This is a genomic window from Streptomyces sp. NPDC093795 (assembly GCF_044764665.1).
Lineage (GTDB): Bacteria > Actinomycetota > Actinomycetes > Streptomycetales > Streptomycetaceae > Streptomyces.
This window is the reverse complement of record NZ_JBIWIO010000002.1, coordinates 774,075-793,655: the sequence shown is the minus strand read 5'-3', so window position 1 is coordinate 793,655 and position 19,581 is coordinate 774,075. Positions and strand designations below refer to the sequence as shown.

Sequence of the window (19,581 nt, the reverse complement as noted above, 5' to 3'; positions counted from 1 at the left end):
TTGCGGTCGCGGGGGCCCTGCCGTGCGCCGAGAATGGGTCTGCTCGGGGACGTAACGGTGACCGCGTTCGACGAAAGGTACCCACCCCATGACCACGGCGAAGGACATCATGCACCCCGGGGCCCGCTGGATCCCGGCCCACGAGACGCTCGACCGCGCCGCGCAGATGATGCGCGACCTGAACGTGGGCGCGCTGCCCATCGCCGACGAGAACGAGCGGCTCTGCGGCATCCTCACGGACCGTGACATCGTGATCGGCTGTGTGGCCATGGGCCACGACCCGGCCAGGATCACCTGCGGCGAGATGGCGAAGGGCACCCCGCGCTGGGTCGAGGCGGGCGCGGACGTCGGCGCCGTCCTGGAGGAGATGCAGAGCCATCAGATCCGGCGCCTCCCCGTCATCGAGGGCAAGCGGCTCGTCGGCATGATCAGCGAGGCCGATCTGGCGCAGCACCTGTCGGACGAGCAGATCAAGGCGTTCTGTACGAGCGTCTACGCCGCTTCCTGACCGGGACGGGGACGCCCGGGGCTCAGGACGGCCCAGGGCTCAGGACCGCCCGGGGCTCAGGACCGCCCGGGCCACCGCGTCCGGGCGGTCGCGCATGACCAGATGGCCCGACGGCACGGCCGCCTCGTAGTGGGCGCCGAGCCGCCGGGCCAGGGCGCGTTGGCGCCGTTCCCAGCGGGCGGAGCCGTCGGGGGCGGCGAGCACGGTGACGGGGAGGCCCGGCGGGAGCGGGTGGCGGTCGCGCAGGGCGAGGAGTTCGGCGGCGACGGCTCCGTAGTGGGCGTTCTCCAGGAGGGCGCCGCGCAGCACGCGTGAGGTGCGGTAGACGCGGCGGACGAGGTCGGCGGGGGCCCGGTCGTGGCGTACGGCCGCGCGGCGGACCAACGGGCCGAGGGCGGCCGGCACCCCGGCGGCGCAGAGAGCGGTGCCGAGGGCCCGGGAAGCGGCGGTCGTACGGCCGGGCCGGGGGCGCTCCTCCACCGAGGAGTCGACGAGGACGAGTGCGGCGGTCCTGGCCGGGTGGAGCCGGGCGAAGGCCTCCGCGTGGAACCCGGCGAGGGAGTGCCCGACGACGGTGACGGGGTCGGGGAGCCCGAGCGCGTCGAGGACGCCGGCGATCCGGTCGGCCTCGCCCGCGGCGGTGGGCGGGACGGCGGCGGGGGCGGAGAGGCCGTGTCCGGGGCGGTCGAAGCGGACGACCGTACGGTGCGGGGCGAGGAGCGGGACGACCGGGTCCCAGTCGAACCAGCTCAGGGCGAGTCCCGCGCTCAGGACGCAGACGGGCCCCGAGCCCTCGACGGTGACGTGGTGGGCCACTCCCCCGATCCGTACGAAGGTCATCGCTTCTCCGTCTCCTCGGTGGCAGCCGGGTCGGTGGGCAGGTCGGTGGGCGGGCCGGTGGGCGGGCCGGTGAGCGGGTCGGTGGGCGGGTCGGTGGCCAGGGAGTACGCGAGGACCGCGAGCCACACCGCCACCAGGAGTACCTGCGACCGCTGGCCCGCGCCGAGCGCCCAGGTGCCCTTCCCGGCCTCGATGGCGGCGACGGCGGCCAGGGTCCAGACGGTGGCGGCCAGCTCCAGGGCGAAGAGGACCGGGCCGGTACGGGCGAGGGGCCGCCACCGGCCGTGGCGGCGGGCGGCCACGGTCAGGGCGATCAGGGCGGCGAGGGCTCCGGTCATGGCGAGGCCGGAACTGACGGCGTGGGCCGTATGGGTGGCGGGCACGAGTCCGGCGGCCTCCCGCGCCGCGCAGGCGGGGTCGTCGGTCGGGGCGCAGCTGAGCGGCAGGCGCGAGTCGACGGCGGTGGCCGCGCCGAAGACGGCGAGCGCGATCCAGCCGACGACGGTCCAGGGTTCCCGGGGGCGGGCACCGCCCGCCCGGCGCGCGTCCCCGTGCCGGCGCGTCACCGTCAGGCCGGTGACAGCCCCCGCCAGGACGAGCAGCCCCGCCGCGAGGTCCGTCGCCCGGAACAGGCCGCCGAACGGCTGGTCGGCCGCCGCGAGTTCGGAGACGTATGCCCGGACCGGGTCGAGCCCTGTCCCGAGGACGAGTTCGAGCACCCAGGCGGTGTACGCGACCGCGCCGAGGGCCAGCAGGACGGCCGGGGCTCGCGTCACCGTTCGGGGCATAGTGGGTCAGACGTTACGGCGTGCAGGAGGGTTGCCGGTGGTCGGGGTGGATCCGGCGGGGCGCGCGGTACAGGGGAGGCGGCGGCAGGCGACGGATGCGGGCGGGGTCGTCATGGGGACATGATCAGCGGGGCGCGACCGCCCTGCATGTCGGGGCGGCCCGCAGGCCGGGGGCCGGGGCGCCCCGCGTGTCGAGATCCGCGACTCGGCGGGTCGGGGGCCTGAGACTCCGCGCGTCGGGGCCCGAGACTTCCCGCGTCGGGATCCGGGACCCCCGGACCGGGATCCAGGACTCAGGTCGCGTATCCCAGGACATAGCGTCGGTCTGACGATTACACTGGGCGGGTGCCTCAACTACGCCTCGCCCTCAATCAGATCGACTCGACCGTCGGAGACATCGCCGGGAACGCCGAGGCGATCGTGCACTGGACCCGGCACGCCGCCGGGCAGGGCGCGCATCTCGTCGCGTTCCCCGAGATGGCGCTGACCGGATACCCCGTCGAGGACCTCGCGCTGCGCTCGTCCTTCGTCGAGGCGTCCCGGGCGGCCCTGCGCGGTCTCGCCCGCCGGCTCGCGGACGAGGGCTTCGGGGAGCTGCCGGTCGTCGTCGGCTACCTGGACCGCTCCGAGCAGGCCGTGCCGAGGCTCGGCAGGCCCGCCGGTTCCCCCGAGAACGCCGCCGCCGTGCTGCACCGCGGTGAGGTCGTGCTGCGCTTCGCCAAGCACCATCTCCCCAACTACGGCGTCTTCGACGAGTACCGCTACTTCGTGCCGGGCGACACCCTGCCGGTCGTCCGGGTCCACGGCGTCGATGTGGCCCTGGCGATCTGCGAGGACCTGTGGCAGGACGGCGGCCGGGTGCCTGCGGCGCGCAGCGCGGCGGCCGGGCTGCTCCTGTCGGTCAACGCCTCGCCGTACGAGCGGGACAAGGACGACACCCGGCTCGAACTGGTCAGCGCGCGGGCCCGGGAGGCGGGCTGCGTCACGGCCTACCTGGCGATGACGGGCGGTCAGGACGAGCTGGTCTTCGACGGGGACTCGATCGTCGTGGACGCGGACGGCGAGGTGATCGCGCGGGCCCCGCAGTTCGTGGAGGGCAGCGTGATCCTGGATCTCGACCTTCCGGCGGCCGACGCCGACGCCCCCGAGGGTGTGGTCGACGACGGGCTGCGGATCGACCGCGTGGTGCTCTCCGACAAGCCGCTGCCCGCGTACGAGCCGGAGCTGACGGGCGGGTACGCGCACCGGCTCGACGACGACGAGGAGGTGTACTCCGCGCTGGTGATCGGGGTGCGGGCGTATGTCGCGAAGAACGGTTTCCGCTCGGTGCTCGTCGGTCTCTCCGGTGGCATCGACTCGGCGCTCGTCGCGGCCATCGCCTGCGACGCGCTCGGCGCGGCGAACGTGTACGGGGTGTCGATGCCCTCGAAGTACTCCTCCGAGCACTCGCGCGGCGACGCGGACGAGCTCGCCCGCCGCACCGGGCTCAACTTCCGCACCGTGTCGATCGAGCCGATGTTCGACGCGTACATGGGCTCGCTCGGTCTCACCGGCCTCGCGGAGGAGAACCTCCAGTCGCGGCTGCGGGGCACGACGCTGATGGCGATCTCCAACCAGGAGGGCCACATCGTCCTCGCTCCGGGCAACAAGTCCGAGCTGGCGGTGGGCTATTCGACGCTGTACGGCGACTCCGTCGGCGCGTACGGGCCCATCAAGGACGTGTACAAGTCGACCGTGTTCCGGCTCGCGCGCTGGCGGAACCGGGCGGCCGAGGAGCGCGGCCAGACCCCGCCGATCCCGGAGAGCTCGATCACCAAGCCGCCCAGCGCGGAGCTGCGCCCTGGCCAGGTCGACACGGACTCGCTGCCGGACTACGACGTCCTGGACGCGATCCTCTCCCTGTACGTGGACCAGGACCAGGGCAGGGACGCGATCGTGGCCGCCGGGTTCGACGAGGAGCTCGTGACGCGGACGCTGCGGATGGTGGACACGGCGGAGTACAAGCGGCGCCAGTACCCGCCGGGCACCAAGATCTCGGCGAAGGGCTTCGGCAAGGACCGCCGCCTGCCGATCACGAACCGCTGGCGGGAGACGCCGACGACGGGCTGACCTCCGCCCCGGATGCCCCGGCCGCCCCGGCCGCCTTGAGGGGGCTTCCCGCGACGACGCGGGAGGTCCCCTCCGGCGTACGGCGGTCGAGCAGGCCCGCCACGACGGCGACCGCGAGGCCCACCACCGTGAGTCCCGCGCCGACGAGCGCCGGCGAGGTCCAGCCCCAGCCGGCGGCGACGGCGGCCCCGCCCGCCCAGGCGCCGCCCGCGTTGGCCAGGTTGAAGGCGGAGTGGTTGGAGGCGGAGGCGAGCGTGGGCGCGTCCTTGGCCTTGTTCATGACCAGCATCTGGAGCGGGGTGGTCGTCATGAAGCCGACCGCGCCGAGCACCACGACCGTGACCAGGGCCAGCCAGGGCACGTGGACGGTGAAGCGGAAGGCGACCAGGGCCAGGACGAGGGCGGCGAGCGAGCCGTACAGCGTCGGGCGCAGCGCCCGGTCGGTCAGCGGCCCCGCGGCGAGCGCCCCACCGGTCATGCCGAGGCCGAAGAGGGCGAGGACGATCGTCACGGTGGAGTCGCCGAAGCCCATCACCTCGGTGGTCATCGAGGCCAGGTACGAGTAGACGGCGAACACGCCCGCGAACCCGAAGACGGCGGTGAGGAGCCCCAGCAGCACCTGCGGACGGCCGAGGGCACGCACCTCGCGGCCCAGGCCCTGCCGCCCGTCCACGGGGACGTACGGCACGAGACGGGCGAGCGCGGCGATGGCGACCAGGCCGATGACGGAGACGACGAGGAAGGTGGCCCGCCAGCCGAGGTGCTGCCCGAGCAGGGTCGCGGCCGGTACGCCGAGGATGTTGGCGACGGTGAGGCCGAGGAACATGGTGGCCACCGCCCGCGCCTGCCGGTCCTCGCGCACGAGCCGTGCGGCGACGACCGCGCCGAGGCCGAAGAACGCCCCGTGCGGGAGCCCTGCGAGGACCCGTCCCGCGACCAGCCAGCCGAAGTCGGGGGCGAACGCGGAGGCGAGGTTGCCGACCGTGAACAGGGCCATCAGGAGGAGCAGCATCCGCTTGCGCGGGACGCGGGAGCCGAGGGCGGTGAGCAGCGGCGCGCCGAGGACGACGCCGATCGCGTACGCCGAGACGAGGTACCCGGCGGTGGGGACGGAGGTGCCGAGGTCGTCGGCGACCTGCGGGAGCAGGCCCATCATGACGAATTCGGTGGTGCCTATGCCGAAGGCGGAGACAGCCAGGGCCAGCAGGGCCAGGGGCATGGGGGGAGAGCCTTTCCGGAAGTTAGTTCTTCGTCGGAACAAAGACTCTCAGGTGTTTTCTTCCCCGCGACTTCCGGGGGATGAAGGGGAGGTTTCGGCCCGCGTGCGCCACGAAGCCGCGAGCGGGCCGAAGCCGCGTGCGCTACGACGCCGTGGTGTCGAGCTTCACGCGGGCGGCGACCGGGAGGTGGTCGCTCTTCGTCTCCGGGAGGGCCCAGGACGACATCGGCTCGATGCCCTTGACCATGATCTGGTCGATCCGGGCCATCGGGAACGAGGCCGGCCAGCTGAAGCCGAAGCCGTCGCCCGCCGCGCCCTGGGTGGAGCGGAGCTGCGAGGTGACGGCGTTGAGCGCCCGGTCGTTCATGGTGCCGTTGAGGTCGCCGAGGAGGACGAGCCGCTTGTGCGGGTCGTCGGAGATGGCCTCGCCGAGGGCGTTGGCGCTGACGTCACGCTGGTTGGCGGTGAAGCCGGCGTTCAGCTTGACCCGTACGGACGGCAGGTGGGCGACGTACACGGCCACCTCGCCCTGCGGGGTGACGACGGTGGCCCGCATCGCCCGGGTCCAGCCCATCCGGATGTCGACGGGCTGCGCGGCGCGCAGCGGCAGCTTGCTCCACAGGCCCACCGTGCCCTGGACGGAGTGGTACGGGTACGTCTCCGCCAGACCGCGCTCGTACGCCGGGACCACGTCGCCCTTCAGTTCCTCCAGGGCCAGCACGTCGGCGCCGGACGCGGCGAGCAGCCGGGCCGTTCCCTCGGGGTCCGGGTTGTCGGCGTTCACGTTGTGGGTGGCGACGGTCAGGTCACCGCCCGCGGCGGACTTGTCGGCGACGAGCCCGCCGAAGAGGTTGAGCCACACCACGGCCGGCAGCAGCAGGGCGATCAGCGCGGTGGCGGAGCGCCGCAGCAGGGCGAGGACGAGAAGGAGGGGCACGAAGAGGCCGATCCAGGGCAGGAACGTCTCGGTCAGGCTGCCCAGGTTGCCGATCCGGTTGGGGATGTCGGCGTGGAGGACCATCAGCAGGGTGAGGGCCACCGCGCACAGGGCGAGCAGGATGCCGCGGCGCCAGATCCCGCGGTCGTGGCGGAGGCGGTCGAGGGTGGTCCGGAAGCGTGAGCCGGAGCTTTCGTTCCCCCGGCCGCCCTGCTCGGTCTCCGTCATGTCCACCCGCGCCATCGTCTGTCCTCACTGCCTTGCTGCCGTGCCGTCTTGCTCCGTGACCCGACGTCGACACTAGGGGATGACGGGTCCGCCGTACGCCCCGAAGGACGACACCGGCGGCGTGGCGGGTTCCTGCGGGTGGCGCCTGCGGGCGGGCTGTGACAGAACGCGCACATTCGACGCGCCGGTGTGAACAGCGCCACTGCGGCCCACTTCCCCCTCCGCCCGGCGAAGTGCCACCATGGATGTGGTCCGGGGACGCCGTCAGGGCGCCTCGAGATGACAAAGGAGCTTCACGATGACGCTTCAGGCTGCCCAGAAGCCGACCGCCGACAGCAGCAAGGCGCTGTACGGCGGCAAGGGCACACGCCGCATCACCGTCCACGACATCGCCGCCGCCAAGACCCGCGGCGAGAAGTGGCCCATGCTCACCGCCTACGACGCGATGACCGCCTCCGTCTTCGACGAGGCCGGCATCCCGGTGATCCTCGTCGGCGACTCCATGGGCAACTGTCACCTCGGCTACGAGACCACCGTGCCCGTCACGATGGACGAGATGACGCTGCTGTCCGCCGCCGTCGTCCGGGGCACGAAGCGCGCCCTCGTCGTCGGCGACCTGCCGTTCGGCTCGTACCAGGAGGGGCCCGTCCAGGCCCTGCGCAACGCCACCCGGCTGGTCAAGGACGCGGGTGTCGGCGCGATCAAGCTGGAGGGCGGCGAGCGCTCGCTGCCGCAGACCGAGCTGCTCGTCCAGGCCGGCATCCCCGTCATGTCCCACCTGGGTCTGACCCCGCAGTCCGTGAACACCATGGGCTACCGGGTGCAGGGCCGCTCCGACGAGGCCGCGCACAAGCTGCTCCGCGACGCGAAGGCGGCGCAGGACGCGGGCGCGTTCGCGGTCGTCCTGGAGCTCGTACCGGCCGAGCTGGCCGCCGAGGTCACCCGCTCGCTGCACATCCCGACCATCGGCATCGGGGCGGGCGCCGGCACCGACGCGCAGGTCCTCGTCTGGACCGACATGGCCGGTCTGACCGGCGGCAAGGTCCCGCGCTTCACCAAGCAGTACGCCAACCTCCGCGAGACGCTCGGCGACGCCGCGCGCGCCTTCGCGGAGGACGTCGGCGGCGGGGCGTTCCCCGCCGAGGAGCACACCTTCCACTAGGCCCTGATCCGCCGGTACGCCCTGGTCCACCGCGGTTCCACCATGAGGCCGACAGCCCGCCGACATCCCCCATCGGCGGGCTGTCGGTCGTCTGTAGGGGGATTGTCGGTGGCACCTGGTCTAGTGGTGGTCATGACGCGATCACACACCAACGCCGTCGAGGTCCGGGGCCTCGTGAAGCACTTCGGCGCCACCAAGGCCCTCGACGGGGTCGACCTCGACGTACGGGAGGGCACGGTCCTCGGGGTGCTCGGCCCCAACGGCGCCGGGAAGACCACCCTCGTCCGCTGCCTGTCCACCCTTCTCGTCCCGGACTCCGGGACCGCCGTCGTCGCCGGGTACGACGTGGTGAAGCACCCCCGCCAGCTGCGCCGCACCATAGGGCTCACCGGGCAGTACGCCTCGGTCGACGAGAAGCTGTCCGGCTGGGAGAACCTGTACATGATCGGGCGGCTGCTCGATCTCTCCCGTGCCGACGCCCGCCGCCGGGCCGACGAGATGCTGGAGCGGTTCTCCCTCACGGACGCCGCCAAGCGGCCCGCGATGACCTACTCCGGCGGCATGCGGCGCCGTCTCGACCTCGCCGCCTCGATGATCGGGCAGCCGGCCGTCCTCTACCTGGACGAGCCGACCACCGGTCTCGACCCCCGCACCCGCAACGAGGTGTGGGACGAGGTCCAGCGGATGGTCTCCGAGGGCGTCACCGTCCTCCTCACCACCCAGTACATGGAGGAGGCGGAGCAGCTCGCGAGCGAGCTGACCGTCATCGACCGGGGCAAGGTCATCGCCAAGGGCGGGGTCGACGAGCTGAAGGCCAAGGTCGGCGGCCGGACCCTGAAGGTCCGCCCGGTGGACCCGGGGCAGCTGTCGGCGATGGCCGCCGCGCTCCGTGAGACGGGGCTCGACGGTGTCGCCGGCGCGACGGTCGTGCCCGACGACGGCGCGCTGTACGTGCCGATCCTCACCGACCAGCAGCTGACGGCCGTCGTGGCCCTGCTGGGGGCGCGCGGTTTCGGCCTGGCCCACATCGGCACCCATCTGCCCAGCCTGGACGAGGTGTTCCTGGCGATCACCGGCCAGAAGACCGCCGATTCCGACCTGTCCGACGCGATCAACGAGGAGGTCGCCGCATGAGCACGACCACGGTCACCAAGTCCCCCGTCGGCGCCCCCGGTCCGGATGCGGCCTCGGCGCGGCGCGCGCCCGTCGACGAGGGCCGGATCGGCCTCCGGGGCAATCTGCGCCACATCGGCGCCCTGGCCCGGCGCAACGCGCTCCAGATCAAGCAGGACCCGGAGTCGATGTTCGACGCCGTCCTGATGCCGATCATCTTCATCCTGCTGTTCGTGTACGTCTTCGGCGGCGCCATCGCCGGCAAGGGCAACAACGAGGCCTACGTCAACTACGTGACCCCGGGCCTGATGGCGATGATGGGCATGAACATCGCGATGGCCGTCGGCGTGGGCATCAACGACGACTTCAAGAAGGGGGTCATGGACCGATTCCGGACGATGCCGATCGCCCGGTCCTCCGTCCTGATCGCGAAGATCGTCGTCGAGGTCGGCCGGATGCTGATCGCCACCGCGATCCTGCTCGGCATGGGCTTCCTGCTCGGCATGGAGATCCACACCTCGGTCTTCCACCTCCTCGCCGCCATCGGCCTGTCGATGGTCTTCGGAGCGTCGCTGATGTGGATCTTCATCCTGCTCGGTCTCACCCTGAAGACCGCACAGGCGGTCCAGGGCATGGCCATGCTCGTCCTGATGCCGCTGCAGTTCGGCTCGTCGATCTTCGCCCCGCCGACGTCGATGCCGGGCTGGCTGAAGGCCTTCACCGACTACAACCCGCTGTCGAACCTCGCCGACGCCGCTCGGAACCTGATCAACGGCGGCCCGGTCGCCGACTCCGTGTGGATGACCCTCGGCTGGGCCCTCGCCATCACGGTCGTCACGGCGCCGCTCGCGGTGACGAAGTTCCGCAACAAGACCTGAGTCCGGTACGGGGTACCGGGACGAGGGTCAGGACTCGGCGCGCTCACTGATCGCGTCGGCGGCGCGGCCGAGCAGGGCGGCGGTCTCTTCCAAGGAGAGACCGTCGCCTTCGGCGTACGCCGCCGCGAACGCGTCCTCGCCGAGGACGGAACGGGTCAGTTCGGTGGCCCGCTCCAGGTTCTCCCGCTCCATCGGCGGCGACAGGTGACCCGGCGGGAGCAGTCCGTCCCTGGCGCCGAGCAACACCGCGCCGGTCCGCGCCTGCGGGCCGCCGAGCCCGGCGAGTGCCCAGGCGGCGGTGACCGCGTGGACCGCGGGCATCTGCGGGGCGACCGTCATCGACAGCGAGCCCAGGGAGCGCTCGTACGCCTCCGTGGCGAGGGCGAGCGCGGAGGCGTAGCGGCCGTCCAGGTCGTCCAGCCAGCCGAGGATGCCGAGGGTGAAGCCCTCGAAGAGGGAGAGCGTCTCGGAGTCGAAGTCCCGCCGCAGCGCGAGGAAGTGCTCGCGGGCCTCGGCGGTGCGTCCGCTGCGGCCGAGCGCCATGCCGAGGAACATGCGGGTGCCGAGCTGGGGTTCGGGGCTCCGGCCGTGGGCGCCGTCCAGGATCTCGCGCAGGATCGCCTCGCCCTCCGCGAGCCGTCCGGTCTCGACGAGCGTGCCGGCGTACCGGGCCCGCAGGAGCGCCATCTGCGCCTGGGCGCCGATCTGTTCGGCGTAGCCGATGGCGGCGGCGTAGTCGGCGGCCGACTCCTCGAACTCGAGCCGCCGTTCCCGGGCCTCCGCGCGGGAGGAGAGCGCCTCGGCCGCGCCCCAGGCGTCCCCGAGCCGGCGGAAGATCTCCAGGCTCTCGTCGGCGTCACGGATCGCCACCCCGGCCAGGTCGCCCCGGTTGGCGAGCATGTTGGCGCGCAGCTGGAGGGCGTTGGCGAGGTCCCAGTCGTAGCCGTACCGGCGGCAGGCCTCGACGGTCGTGTCGAGGAGCTCCTGGAGCCGGCCGGCCTCCCCGATGAGGAGGACCGCGAAGAAGGCGTAGGAGCCGGGCAGCCGGCAGGTCTGGGGCAGGCCGGGGTCGTAGCCTGCGGTCATCTCGCGGAGCCGCCGCATGCCCTGGGGGCTGGTCCAGCGACTGGTCTCGTGGTTCATGTTGATCAGTTCGACGAGACGCACCCCGCGCCTCGCCTCCCAGCGCTGCTCCTCTTCGAGCGGCGGCGGGGCGGCCGTGCACGGCTCGTGCAGGGGTACGACGGGGGCGGCGGCCGGCCCGAACGGGTCGGGTCCGAGGGCGGCGGCGGCCCGGGCCCAGTGCAGGGCGTCGGCACGCAGGTCGAGCATCTGCCAGTACCAGAGCAGGGAGTGGACGAGGACGAGCGCCTCGTCCTCGTCACGGGCGTCGACGGCCCGGCGCAGGGCGGTGCGGAGATTGCCGTACTCGGTCCCGAACCGGGCGAGGGCGGCGACCTGCTTCGATCCGCGCAGCTCGGGATCGGTGCGGCGGGCCAGTTCCCGGTAGTACGCGAGATGACGCCGCTCGACCACGGCCCGCTCCCCGGCCTTGTCGAGCCGCTCCCCCGCGTACTCGGCGACGGTCTCGAGCAGCCGGTACCGCATCCCGCCCTCACCGGGCACGGCCACGACGAGCGACTTGTCGACGAGGGAGCCGAGCAGGTCGAGGACGTCGCCGGGGGCGGTGCCCGCCCGGGCGACGGCGCCCGCTCCGGCGACGGCGGCTGCTCCGGCAACGGCGGCTGCTCCGGCTCCCGATCCCGCCCCCGCCCCCGCCGGGTCGGCGCAGACCGCTTCCGCCGCCTCCAGGGCGGTGCCGCCGGTGAATACCGAGAGGCGGCGCAGGACGGCGCGTTCGGCGTCGTCGAGGAGGTCCCAGGACCAGTCGACGACCGCGCGGAGGGTCTGCTGGCGGGGCAGTACCGTCCGCGCGCCCGACGTCAGCAGCCGGAAGCGGTCGTCGAGCCGCTCCGCGATCTGGCGCAGGGTCAGCATCCGCAGCCTCGCCGCCGCCAGCTCGATCGCCAGGGGCAGCCCGTCCAGGCGGCGTACGATCTCGGCCGCCGCCTCCGGGTCCTCCTCGACGCGGAACCCGGGCCGGACCGCCGCGCCGCGCTCGCCGAGCAGTCGCAGGGCCGTCGCCGTGAGCAGCGGGCCCACCGGCCGCACCACCTCCCCCGGCACCCCCAGCGGCTCCCGGCTCGTCGCCAGGACCCGAAGGCCCGGACAGCGGGCGAGGAGGGTCTCGGCGAGTTCGGCGGCGGCGGCCACGAGGTGCTCGCAGTTGTCGAGGAGCAGCAGCATCCAGCGCCCCGCGCAGTGCTCGACGAGCCGGTCGAGCGGGTCGGTGCCGGCCCGCAACTCCTCGGCCCCGGCGCCGCGCAGGACGGTCTCGCGGGCGCCGACGGCGGCGAGCACGGCCTCGGGGACGGCCTCCGGGTCCGTGACGGGGGCGAGCTCGGCGACCCAGACCCCGTCCGGCCAGGCCTCGGCCCCGCGCTCGGCGGCCTCCTGCGAGAGCCGGGTCTTGCCCGCTCCCCCGGGCCCGAGGAGGGTGACGAGCCGGGCCGTCCGCAGGTCCTCCTGGAGGGCGGCGATCTCCTTGTCGCGGCCGACGAAGCTGGTGAGCCGGGCCCGCAGGTTGCCCGGGATCGGCACCGGCTGGGCAGCAGCAGCGGGAGCGGCCCCGGACGCCGGTCCGGGCTGCGCCCGCTCGGGGGCCGACCCGGACGCCGGCTTCGGCGCGAGCGCGGGTCCCTTCGTCGCGGGCGCCGGGGACAGCAGCTCCGCGTGCAGGGCCCGCAGGGCCGGTGAGGGGTCCGTGCCGAGGCGGTTGGCGAAGGCACGGCGGACCGTCTCGTACGCGGCGAGGGCCTCGGCCGCGCGCCCGGTGTCCCGCAGGGCGCGGATCCGCAGGGCCTGGAGGGGCTCGTCGAGGGGGTGGGCCGCGCAGAGGGCGGTCAGTTCGGGGAGCGCCGTGGACGCCCCACCGAGCGCGAGGGCCGCGTCGAGCCTGGCCCGCCGGGCGTCGAGGCGCCGGGCCTCCCAACGGGCGGCCTCGGCGTCCCGGTCCGGCAGATCGGCGAGGGCGGGGCCGCGCCAGAGCCCGAGGGCCTCGTCGAGGAGGGCGGCGGCCCGTGCCGGGTCTCCGGCGCCGAGCGCGGCCGCGCCCTCGGCGGCGAGGCGCTCGAAGCGGCGGGCGTCCACGTCCCCGGGCTCGGCGTCGAGCCGGTAGCCGCCCTCGGCGGAGATCACCCGGTCCCGGCCGACGGCCTTGCGGAGCCGTCCGACGAGGGCCTGGAGCGCGGCGACGGCGTCGGCGGGCGGCTGGTCGCCGTGCCAGACCTCGTCGACCAGGTCGGGCACGGGCACGGTCCGGCCGGCCCGGAGGGCGAGGACGGTCAGCAGCGCACGGACCCGCGGGCCGCCGACGGGCACGTCGGCGCCGTCGGGCGTGTGGGCGAGGGTGGGTCCGAGGACGGAGTAGCGCACGGGCCCATTCTCCGTGAGAAGGCCCCGGACTCCGGAACTCGCCCCGTCCTCCGGTACGTTTCCCGCACATCGGGACCGGCAAGACCCACTCGGACACGTCTGCCGAACAGGTCGGACTCGTCCGCCGGACACGTCGGACACGTCGGACACGTCTGACACATCCGCCGCCCCTCCGTCCACGTCCTTGTCCCCGTCCCCTGGGAGCTCCCGCGATGACCACGGCCACCACCCGGCGCCACGAACGGCGGATCAGCCCCGTCTTCCTGGCGATCCTCGCCGTCATGGCCGTCACCGGCTGGGCGGTGTGGACGGACTTCGCCGCCTCGCCCGGCCTGGCGGTCTTCCTCTTCGTGACCTCGGCGTGGGTGGTGTCGCTCTGCCTCCACGAGTACGCGCACGCCCGCACCGCCCTGCACGGCGGGGACATCACGGTCGGCGCGAAGGGCTATCTGACCCTGAACCCGCTCGCGTACACCCATGCCGTCCTGAGCATCGTGCTGCCGGTCCTCTTCGTGATCATGGGCGGGATCGGTCTGCCGGGCGGCGCGGTCTTCATCGAGCAGGGCCGGATCAAGGGCCGCTGGAAGCACAGTCTGGTCTCGGCGGCGGGCCCGCTGGCGAACGTGCTGTTCGCGCTGGTCTGCACGGCCCCGTTCTGGCTGGACGCGCTGGACGGCGTGCCGCCCACGTTCCGGTTCGCGCTGGCGTTCCTGGCGTTCCTCCAGGTGACGGCCGCGCTCCTGAACTTCCTGCCGGTGCCGGGGCTCGACGGGTACGGGGTCGTGGAGCCCTGGCTGTCGTACAAGGTGAAGCGGCAGATCGAGCCGTACGCGCCGTACGGCTTCTTCATCGTGATCGCGCTGCTGTTCGTGCCCGCGATCAACGGGGCCTTCTTCGACGCGATCGACGCGCTGATGCGGTCGCTCGGGGTGCCGGACGCCTTCCGCTACTGCGGTTCGCAGCTGTTCCGGTTCTGGCAGGACACGCCGGAGTTCTGCCAGGTCTAGCCCTGGGCGGCGGCGGCCTTCTCGACCTTCGCGCGGCGGAGGTAGTACCAGGCCATGTTGGAGGAGAGGCCGGCGAGCAGGACCCAGACGATGCCGAGGAAGCTGCCCTCGACGAAGGAGACGACGGCCGCGGTGACGGCCAGTGCGCAGACCGCGAGGGCGTAGAGGGCGAGGCGGGGCATGGGGGTCGGCTCCTGTCCGGGTACGGCTGCTGGTGCCCGTCCAGTGTCCCCCATGCCCGGAAGCGTCCGGTCCCCGGCTCTGCCGTGCGGCAGGCCGGGCGCGTCCGGCGGGTGCGTCCGGCCGGGTACGTCCGGCCGGGGTCGGCTCAGATGTCGGTGACGCGGAGCCCGGCGTGGGCCTTGTAGCGGCGGTTGACCGAGATCAGGTTGGCGACGAGCGACTCGACCTGGTGGGCGTTGCGCAGCCGGCCGGCGAAGACGCCCCGCATGCCGGGGATGCGGCCGGCGAGGGCCTGCACGAGCTCGACGTCGGCGCGCTCCTCGCCGAGGACCATCACGTCCGTGTCGATCTCCTCCAGGGAGGTGTCCTGGAGGAGGACGGCGGAGAGGTGGTGGAAGGCGGCGGCGACCCGGGAGTCAGGGAGCAGCGCGGCGGCCTGCTCGGCGGCGGAGCCCTCCTCGGGCTTGAGGGCGTAGGCGCCCTTCTTGTCGAAGCCCAGCGGGTTGACGCAGTCCACGACGAGCTTGCCGGCGAGTTCCTCGCGGAGGGACTCCAGGGTCTTGGCGTGAGCGTCCCACGGCACGGCGACGATCACGATGTCGCTGCGGCGGGCGCACTCGGCGTTGTCGGCGCCCTCGACGCCGTGGCCGATCTCCGCGGCGACGTCGCGCGCGCGGTCGGCGGCGCGGGAGCCGATGATCACCTTCTGGCCGGCCTTGGCGAGCCGGTAGGCGAGGCCGCGGCCCTGCTCGCCGGTGCCGCCGAGGACGCCGACGACGAGGCCGGAGACGTCGGGAAGGTCCCACGGGTCCTTGGCCGCGGGCTTCGACGCGGCGGGGGTGGCGGGTGCGGCGGTGGAGTCGGTGGAGTCGCTGGGGGAAGTCATGGCCCCGACATTACCGAGCGGTCGCGGCGCCGGGACTCCCGTACGGGTGGATCCGTCACGACCGCCCGCGCGCGGGCCACGGGCTGGTGCATGATGCGGGCTCATGGATGCCGTACGGGTCGCGTTGCTGCGGGAAGTGCTCGCCGGGACGGAGTGGCCGACGGCGGCCCGCCGGTTCGCGGGCGCGCTCCGGTCCTCGGTGGTCCGGCACCGGGACGGACTGCTCCTGGTGGGCACGGAGGAGTACGAGCCCTGGCACCTGGCGGCGCACCTGGTCGACGAGTCCGCCTGGTCGGGGCTGCCGGAGCTGGCGCCGACCCTGGTACGGCACCGGGTGCGGCCGGGCGATCCGGCGCATCTGGCGGTGGGCCTCGGCCGCCTCGAGGCGGCGGGGCGCGGGGCGACGCTGCTGATGGTGGCGCCGGGGCGGCCGGACGCGCAGCTGCTCCAGCGGGTGCACGACGCCCGGCGGGCGGGGGCGACGGTGCTCTCGCTCGACGGGGGCGACGAGGAGGTGCGGGGGCTCGCGCACGAGACGCTCACGGTGGCGGAGGGGGCGGAGGTGGACCTGGACACGGTGCAGCACCTGGTGAGCGCGGCGGCCGGGGAGAACAGCCTGCCGTCCCCGCGCGGGAACCGCCGGCTCCGGGACCGTCTCGCCGACCTCGCCGACCGCCTGACGGCCCCGCCACCGCCGCGCTGGTAGAGGGTAGGGCAGCGGGCCCACGCGCCCCACAAATTCGGTTGCCCCCGGCACTGACCCGTCGGAGCATGGCCCCTCGTGTCCTCCCCCCTCGCGAAGATCTCCGCGCTGTTCCCCGATCTGGCGCCGTGGCGCTCGTCCTCCGACTTCCGGCTGCTGTGGATCCAGGGGCTCGTCACCTACTTCAGCAGCGCGATGGCGATGATCGCCCTGCCGTTGCAGATCAAGGAGCTGACGGGTTCGCCGCTCGCGGTCGGTGCGATGGGCGCGGTCGAGCTGGTGCCGCTCGTGGTGTTCGGCCTGTACGGCGGGGCGCTCGCCGACGCCGTCGACCGGCGGAAGGTGATCCTCGCGACCGAGGCGGGCCTCGGGGTCCTCGCCCTGATCCTGCTGGTCAACGCACTGCTGCCGGAGCCGACGCTCTGGCCGCTGTACGTGGTCGCGGCCGGCGCCGCGGCGCTCGCGGGGCTCCAGCGTCCGGCCCTGGACTCGCTGCTCGCCCGGATCGTGCCGCACGAGCAGCAGACCGCTGCGGCCGCGCTGAACTCACTGCGCTGGCAGATGGGCTCGATCGCGGGCCCGGCCCTCGCGGGTCTGGTCGTGGCGTACGCGGGTCACGCGCCCGCGTACGGGGTGACGATCGCCGGTTTCGCGGTCTCGGCGCTGCTGTGCCGCCGGCTCTCCCCGGCGCCGGCCGCGCACGACGCGGAGAAGCCCTCGCTGCGGGGCATCGCGGAGGGCGCGCGGTACGCCTGGTCGCGGCCGGTGCTGCTCGGCACGTACGCGATCGACCTCGCGGCGATGTTCTTCGCCTTCCCGAACACGATCTTCCCGTTCCTCGCGGACGAGCTGGACGCGGACTGGTCGCTGGGCCTGATGTACGCGGCGGGCTCGGTCGGCTCCCTGGTGCTCGGGCTGACCAGCGGCTGGACGTCGAAGGTGCGGCGGCACGGGCTGCTCGTGGTCGGGGGCGCGGCCGGCTGGGGTCTCGCCATCGCGGCGGCGGGGTGGTTCGGGAACGTCTGGCTGGTGCTGCTCTGCCTGGCCTTCGCGGGCGCGGGCGACATGCTGAGCGGGCTCGGCCGCGCCACGATCTGGAACCAGACGATCCCCGAGGAGCTGCGCGGGCGGCTCGCCGGCATCGAGGTGCTCTCCTACAGCGTCGGCCCGCAGCTGGGCCAGGTCCGCGCGGGCGTGATGGCCGGCTGGACCGGCACCCGGTCGGCGGTCTGGACGGGCGGCGTGGCCTGTGTCGCCTCGGTGGGGCTGCTCTGCCTGGCGCTGCCGAAGCTCCTCACGTACGACTCCGAGACCGACGAGGACTCGCTGCGACGCAAGGCCCAGCAGGAGGCCGGGCGGGAATCGGACGGGCGGGAATCGGACGGGCGGGATCCGGACGGGCGGACCACGGCCGGGACCGTCTGAACGATCCCGGCCATGATCCGACGGCCGCGCCCTAGTCCGGCGGCTCCTGCGTCCGGCCTTGGTCGTGCCATCGCGGGTCGGTCTCCCACTCCTGGTTCCGCTCGCGAGCGGTCTCCATGGCGCGGTTGGCCTCCTCGCGGCTGGTGTACGGGCCGAAGCGGTTCTTCGCGGGGCACTCGGGGCCCTCTTCGACCTTCTTGTGCTCCAGGCAGTAGTACCACTCGCCCGGTTTGCCCACCGTGCGCTTCTTGAACAGGGCCATCGTCGTCGGCTCCTTCCTCTGGGACCATGCTGCCCCAGACCCGGTCGTTAGACTCGCTGTCATGTCTGGCCAGTCGCTTCTCGTACCGGGGGAGCTCTCCCCCCATCGTTCCGTCCCGGGCTCCATCCGCCGCCCCGAGTACGTCGGGAAGCCCGCCCCGGCCCCGTACACCGGGCCCGAGGTGCAGGATTCCGACACCGTCGAACGCATGCGGATCGCCGGCCGCATCGCCGCTCAGGCGATGGAGGAGGCCGCCAAGCACATCGCCCCCGGCGTCACCACCGACGAGCTCGACCGGGTCGCGCACGAGTTCATGTGCGACCACGGCGCCTACCCCTCCACCCTCGGCTACCGCGGGTTCCCGAAGTCGCTGTGCGCCTCGGTCAACGAGGTCATCTGCCACGGCATCCCTGACTCCACCGTCCTCCAGGACGGCGACATCGTGAACCTGGACGTCACGGCGTACATCGACGGCGTCCACGGCGACAACAACGCCACCTACCTCTGCGGTGACGTCGACGAGGAGTCGCGGCTGCTCGTGGAGCGGACCCGGGAGTCCCTGAACCGGGCCATCAAGGCGGTGAAGCCGGGCCGTCAGATCAACATCATCGGGCGGGTCATCGAGTCGTACGCCAAGCGCTTCGGCTACGGCGTCGTCCGTGACTTCACCGGGCACGGAATCAACTCGTCCTTCCACTCGGGTCTGATCGTCCCGCACTACGACTCGCCCCACCACACCACCGAGATCAAGACCGGCATGACCTTCACCATCGAGCCGATGCTGACGCTCGGAACGCACGACTACGACATGTGGGACGACGGCTGGACGGTCGTCACCAAGGACCGGAAGCGGACCGCGCAGTTCGAGCACACGCTCGTCGTGACCGAGAACGGGGCCGAAATCCTCACGTTGCCCTGACCCCCAGGATGGGTACCGTCTTACCGACAGGACGTCGGGAACCAGTTGACTTAGGTATGCCTAACTTGGCAGGATCGTCACTGGTTCCCGTCCCATCGGTCCCGGAGGCCTACCTTGGACACGCCCTTCTCGACGCTCATCCGCACGGCCTCGCACGAGCAGCACACCGAGGCGGAGACCTCGTCCTTCATGGGCGACCTCCTGGGCGGGCGCCTGGGCGTCGACGCCTACGCGCGCTACACGGAGCAGCTCTGGTTCGTGTACCGGGCCCTGGAGGAGGGCGCGGAGGCGCTGCGCGCCGACCCGGTCGCCGGGCCGTTCATACAGCCCGAGCTGTTCCGCACGGTCGCCCTGGAGCAGGACCTCGCCCATCTGCGCGGCCCCGGCTGGCGCGTCGAGGCCTCCCCGCTGCCCGCCACCGTCGCGTACGCCGAGCGGGTCGCGGAGTGCGCCCGCGACTGGCCCGCGGGGTACGTGGCCCATCACTACACGCGCTACCTGGGCGATCTGTCGGGCGGTCAGATCATCCGCGACAAGGCGGAGCGCACCTGGGGCTTCTCGCGCAAGGGCGACGGTGTCCGCTTCTACGTCTTCGAGGAGATCGCCAACCCGGCCGCGTTCAAGCGGGCGTACCGGGAGCTGCTCGACGGGGTGAACGCCGACGACCTGGAGAAGCAGCGGATCGTCGACGAGTGCAAGCGCGCCTTCGCCTTCAACAGCGCGGTCTTCCATCAGCTGGGGGGCGAGTTCCCACTGAGCGCCTGAGCCGAGAGCCACCGCCGCACACCGAAAAGGGCAGCCTTCCGCTGCCCTTTTCGCGTGTGCACGCGCCCCGCCCGGAATCACGCGCGCGAATCCCCTCCCCTCGCACCCATAATCCGATGGACAGAAACCCAGGGGCATGCCCTCACTCCTGAAA

At 73.0% G+C, this 19,581-nt stretch carries 18 protein-coding genes; 10 read left to right on the top strand and 8 right to left on the bottom strand.

Translation table 11 applies throughout. The features are described 5' to 3' along the window. Positions 1-88 precede the first annotated feature (88 nt). Complete coding sequence (locus ACIRB7_RS08605) at positions 89-508, top strand: CBS domain-containing protein (RefSeq protein WP_403594227.1); 420 nt, start codon at positions 89-91, stop codon at positions 506-508. Positions 509-547: 39 nt separating this feature from the next. Here ACIRB7_RS08605 and ACIRB7_RS08600 read toward each other — a convergent pair whose 3' ends face one another. Both ACIRB7_RS08600 and ACIRB7_RS08595 read right to left on the bottom strand, forming a co-directional pair. Then, the gene (locus ACIRB7_RS08600; RefSeq protein ID WP_403594225.1) at positions 548-1,348 is read right to left on the bottom strand and encodes an alpha/beta fold hydrolase; all 801 of its coding nucleotides are present in this window, start codon (positions 1,346-1,348) and stop codon (positions 548-550) included. After that, a complete protein-coding gene (locus ACIRB7_RS08595) occupies positions 1,345-2,136 on the bottom strand; it encodes a DUF998 domain-containing protein (protein ID WP_403594222.1) in 792 nt (263 codons plus the stop codon). Before ACIRB7_RS08595 ends, ACIRB7_RS08600 begins: the two co-directional genes overlap by 4 nt. 345 nt (positions 2,137-2,481) lie before the next feature. Here ACIRB7_RS08595 and ACIRB7_RS08590 point away from each other — a divergent pair, with 345 nt between their 5' ends. Next, positions 2,482-4,245, top strand: a complete 1,764-nt coding sequence (locus ACIRB7_RS08590) for an NAD+ synthase (protein WP_403594219.1) — start codon at positions 2,482-2,484, stop codon at positions 4,243-4,245. Here the strand turns inward: ACIRB7_RS08590 and ACIRB7_RS08585 are convergent. Beyond that, the gene (locus ACIRB7_RS08585; protein WP_403594216.1) at positions 4,208-5,464 is read right to left on the bottom strand and encodes an MFS transporter; all 1,257 of its coding nucleotides are present in this window, start codon (positions 5,462-5,464) and stop codon (positions 4,208-4,210) included. The two genes, ACIRB7_RS08590 and ACIRB7_RS08585, sit on opposite strands and share 38 nt — an antisense overlap. 142 nt (positions 5,465-5,606) lie before the next feature. Then, positions 5,607-6,644: an endonuclease/exonuclease/phosphatase family protein gene (locus tag ACIRB7_RS08580; protein WP_403594214.1), complete on the bottom strand. Its 1,038-nt coding sequence runs from the start codon at positions 6,642-6,644 to the stop codon at positions 5,607-5,609. A gap of 283 nt (positions 6,645-6,927) precedes the next feature. Here ACIRB7_RS08580 and panB point away from each other — a divergent pair, with 283 nt between their 5' ends. From panB to ACIRB7_RS08565, 3 genes are all read left to right on the top strand, one after another. Further along, a complete protein-coding gene (gene panB / locus ACIRB7_RS08575) occupies positions 6,928-7,791 on the top strand; it encodes a 3-methyl-2-oxobutanoate hydroxymethyltransferase (RefSeq protein WP_403594211.1) in 864 nt (287 codons plus the stop codon). Positions 7,792-7,923: 132 nt separating this feature from the next. Further along, positions 7,924-8,925, top strand: coding sequence for an ATP-binding cassette domain-containing protein (locus ACIRB7_RS08570; protein ID WP_403594208.1), 1,002 nt, complete (start codon positions 7,924-7,926; stop codon positions 8,923-8,925). Then, positions 8,922-9,782, top strand: coding sequence for an ABC transporter permease (locus ACIRB7_RS08565; RefSeq protein WP_403594205.1), 861 nt, complete (start codon positions 8,922-8,924; stop codon positions 9,780-9,782). The genes ACIRB7_RS08570 and ACIRB7_RS08565 overlap by 4 nt, the downstream gene beginning before the upstream one ends. A 27-nt stretch (positions 9,783-9,809) precedes the next feature. Here the strand turns inward: ACIRB7_RS08565 and ACIRB7_RS08560 are convergent, their stop codons facing one another. After that, on the bottom strand, positions 9,810-13,277 hold the full coding sequence (locus tag ACIRB7_RS08560; protein ID WP_403594202.1) for an AfsR/SARP family transcriptional regulator: 3,468 nt from the start codon (positions 13,275-13,277) through the stop codon (positions 9,810-9,812). A gap of 212 nt (positions 13,278-13,489) precedes the next feature. On the opposite strand from ACIRB7_RS08560, the gene ACIRB7_RS08555 reads away from it, so the two are divergent. Next, on the top strand, positions 13,490-14,284 hold the full coding sequence (locus ACIRB7_RS08555) for a site-2 protease family protein (protein ID WP_403594199.1): 795 nt from the start codon (positions 13,490-13,492) through the stop codon (positions 14,282-14,284). On the opposite strand, the gene ACIRB7_RS08550 is transcribed toward ACIRB7_RS08555, so the two are convergent. Next, positions 14,281-14,520 (bottom strand): hypothetical protein, encoded by a 240-nt coding sequence (locus ACIRB7_RS08550; protein ID WP_351220089.1) that lies wholly within the window; start codon positions 14,518-14,520, stop codon positions 14,281-14,283. The genes ACIRB7_RS08555 and ACIRB7_RS08550 overlap by 4 nt on opposite strands. Positions 14,521-14,612: 92 nt before the next feature. Next, positions 14,613-15,353 carry an NADPH-dependent F420 reductase gene (gene npdG, locus ACIRB7_RS08545; RefSeq protein ID WP_403594196.1) on the bottom strand — a complete coding sequence of 247 codons (741 nt, stop codon included), beginning with the start codon at positions 15,351-15,353 and terminating at the stop codon, positions 14,613-14,615. 103 nt (positions 15,354-15,456) lie between these two features. On the opposite strand from npdG, the gene ACIRB7_RS08540 reads away from it, so the two are divergent. Further along, positions 15,457-16,059, top strand: a complete 603-nt coding sequence (locus tag ACIRB7_RS08540) for a hypothetical protein (protein ID WP_403594193.1) — start codon at positions 15,457-15,459, stop codon at positions 16,057-16,059. 75 nt (positions 16,060-16,134) lie between these two features. Next, the gene (locus ACIRB7_RS08535) at positions 16,135-17,481 is read left to right on the top strand and encodes an MFS transporter (RefSeq protein ID WP_403594190.1); all 1,347 of its coding nucleotides are present in this window, start codon (positions 16,135-16,137) and stop codon (positions 17,479-17,481) included. Positions 17,482-17,512: 31 nt separating this feature from the next. On the opposite strand, the gene ACIRB7_RS08530 is transcribed toward ACIRB7_RS08535, so the two are convergent. After that, a complete protein-coding gene (locus tag ACIRB7_RS08530) occupies positions 17,513-17,743 on the bottom strand; it encodes a hypothetical protein (protein WP_403594188.1) in 231 nt (76 codons plus the stop codon). Positions 17,744-17,804: 61 nt separating this feature from the next. Here ACIRB7_RS08530 and map point away from each other — a divergent pair, with 61 nt between their 5' ends. Next, on the top strand, positions 17,805-18,662 hold the full coding sequence (gene map, locus ACIRB7_RS08525) for a type I methionyl aminopeptidase (protein ID WP_403594185.1): 858 nt from the start codon (positions 17,805-17,807) through the stop codon (positions 18,660-18,662). 114 nt (positions 18,663-18,776) lie between these two features. Further along, positions 18,777-19,427, top strand: coding sequence for a heme oxygenase (biliverdin-producing) (locus ACIRB7_RS08520; protein ID WP_403594182.1), 651 nt, complete (start codon positions 18,777-18,779; stop codon positions 19,425-19,427). Positions 19,428-19,581 lie beyond the last annotated feature (154 nt).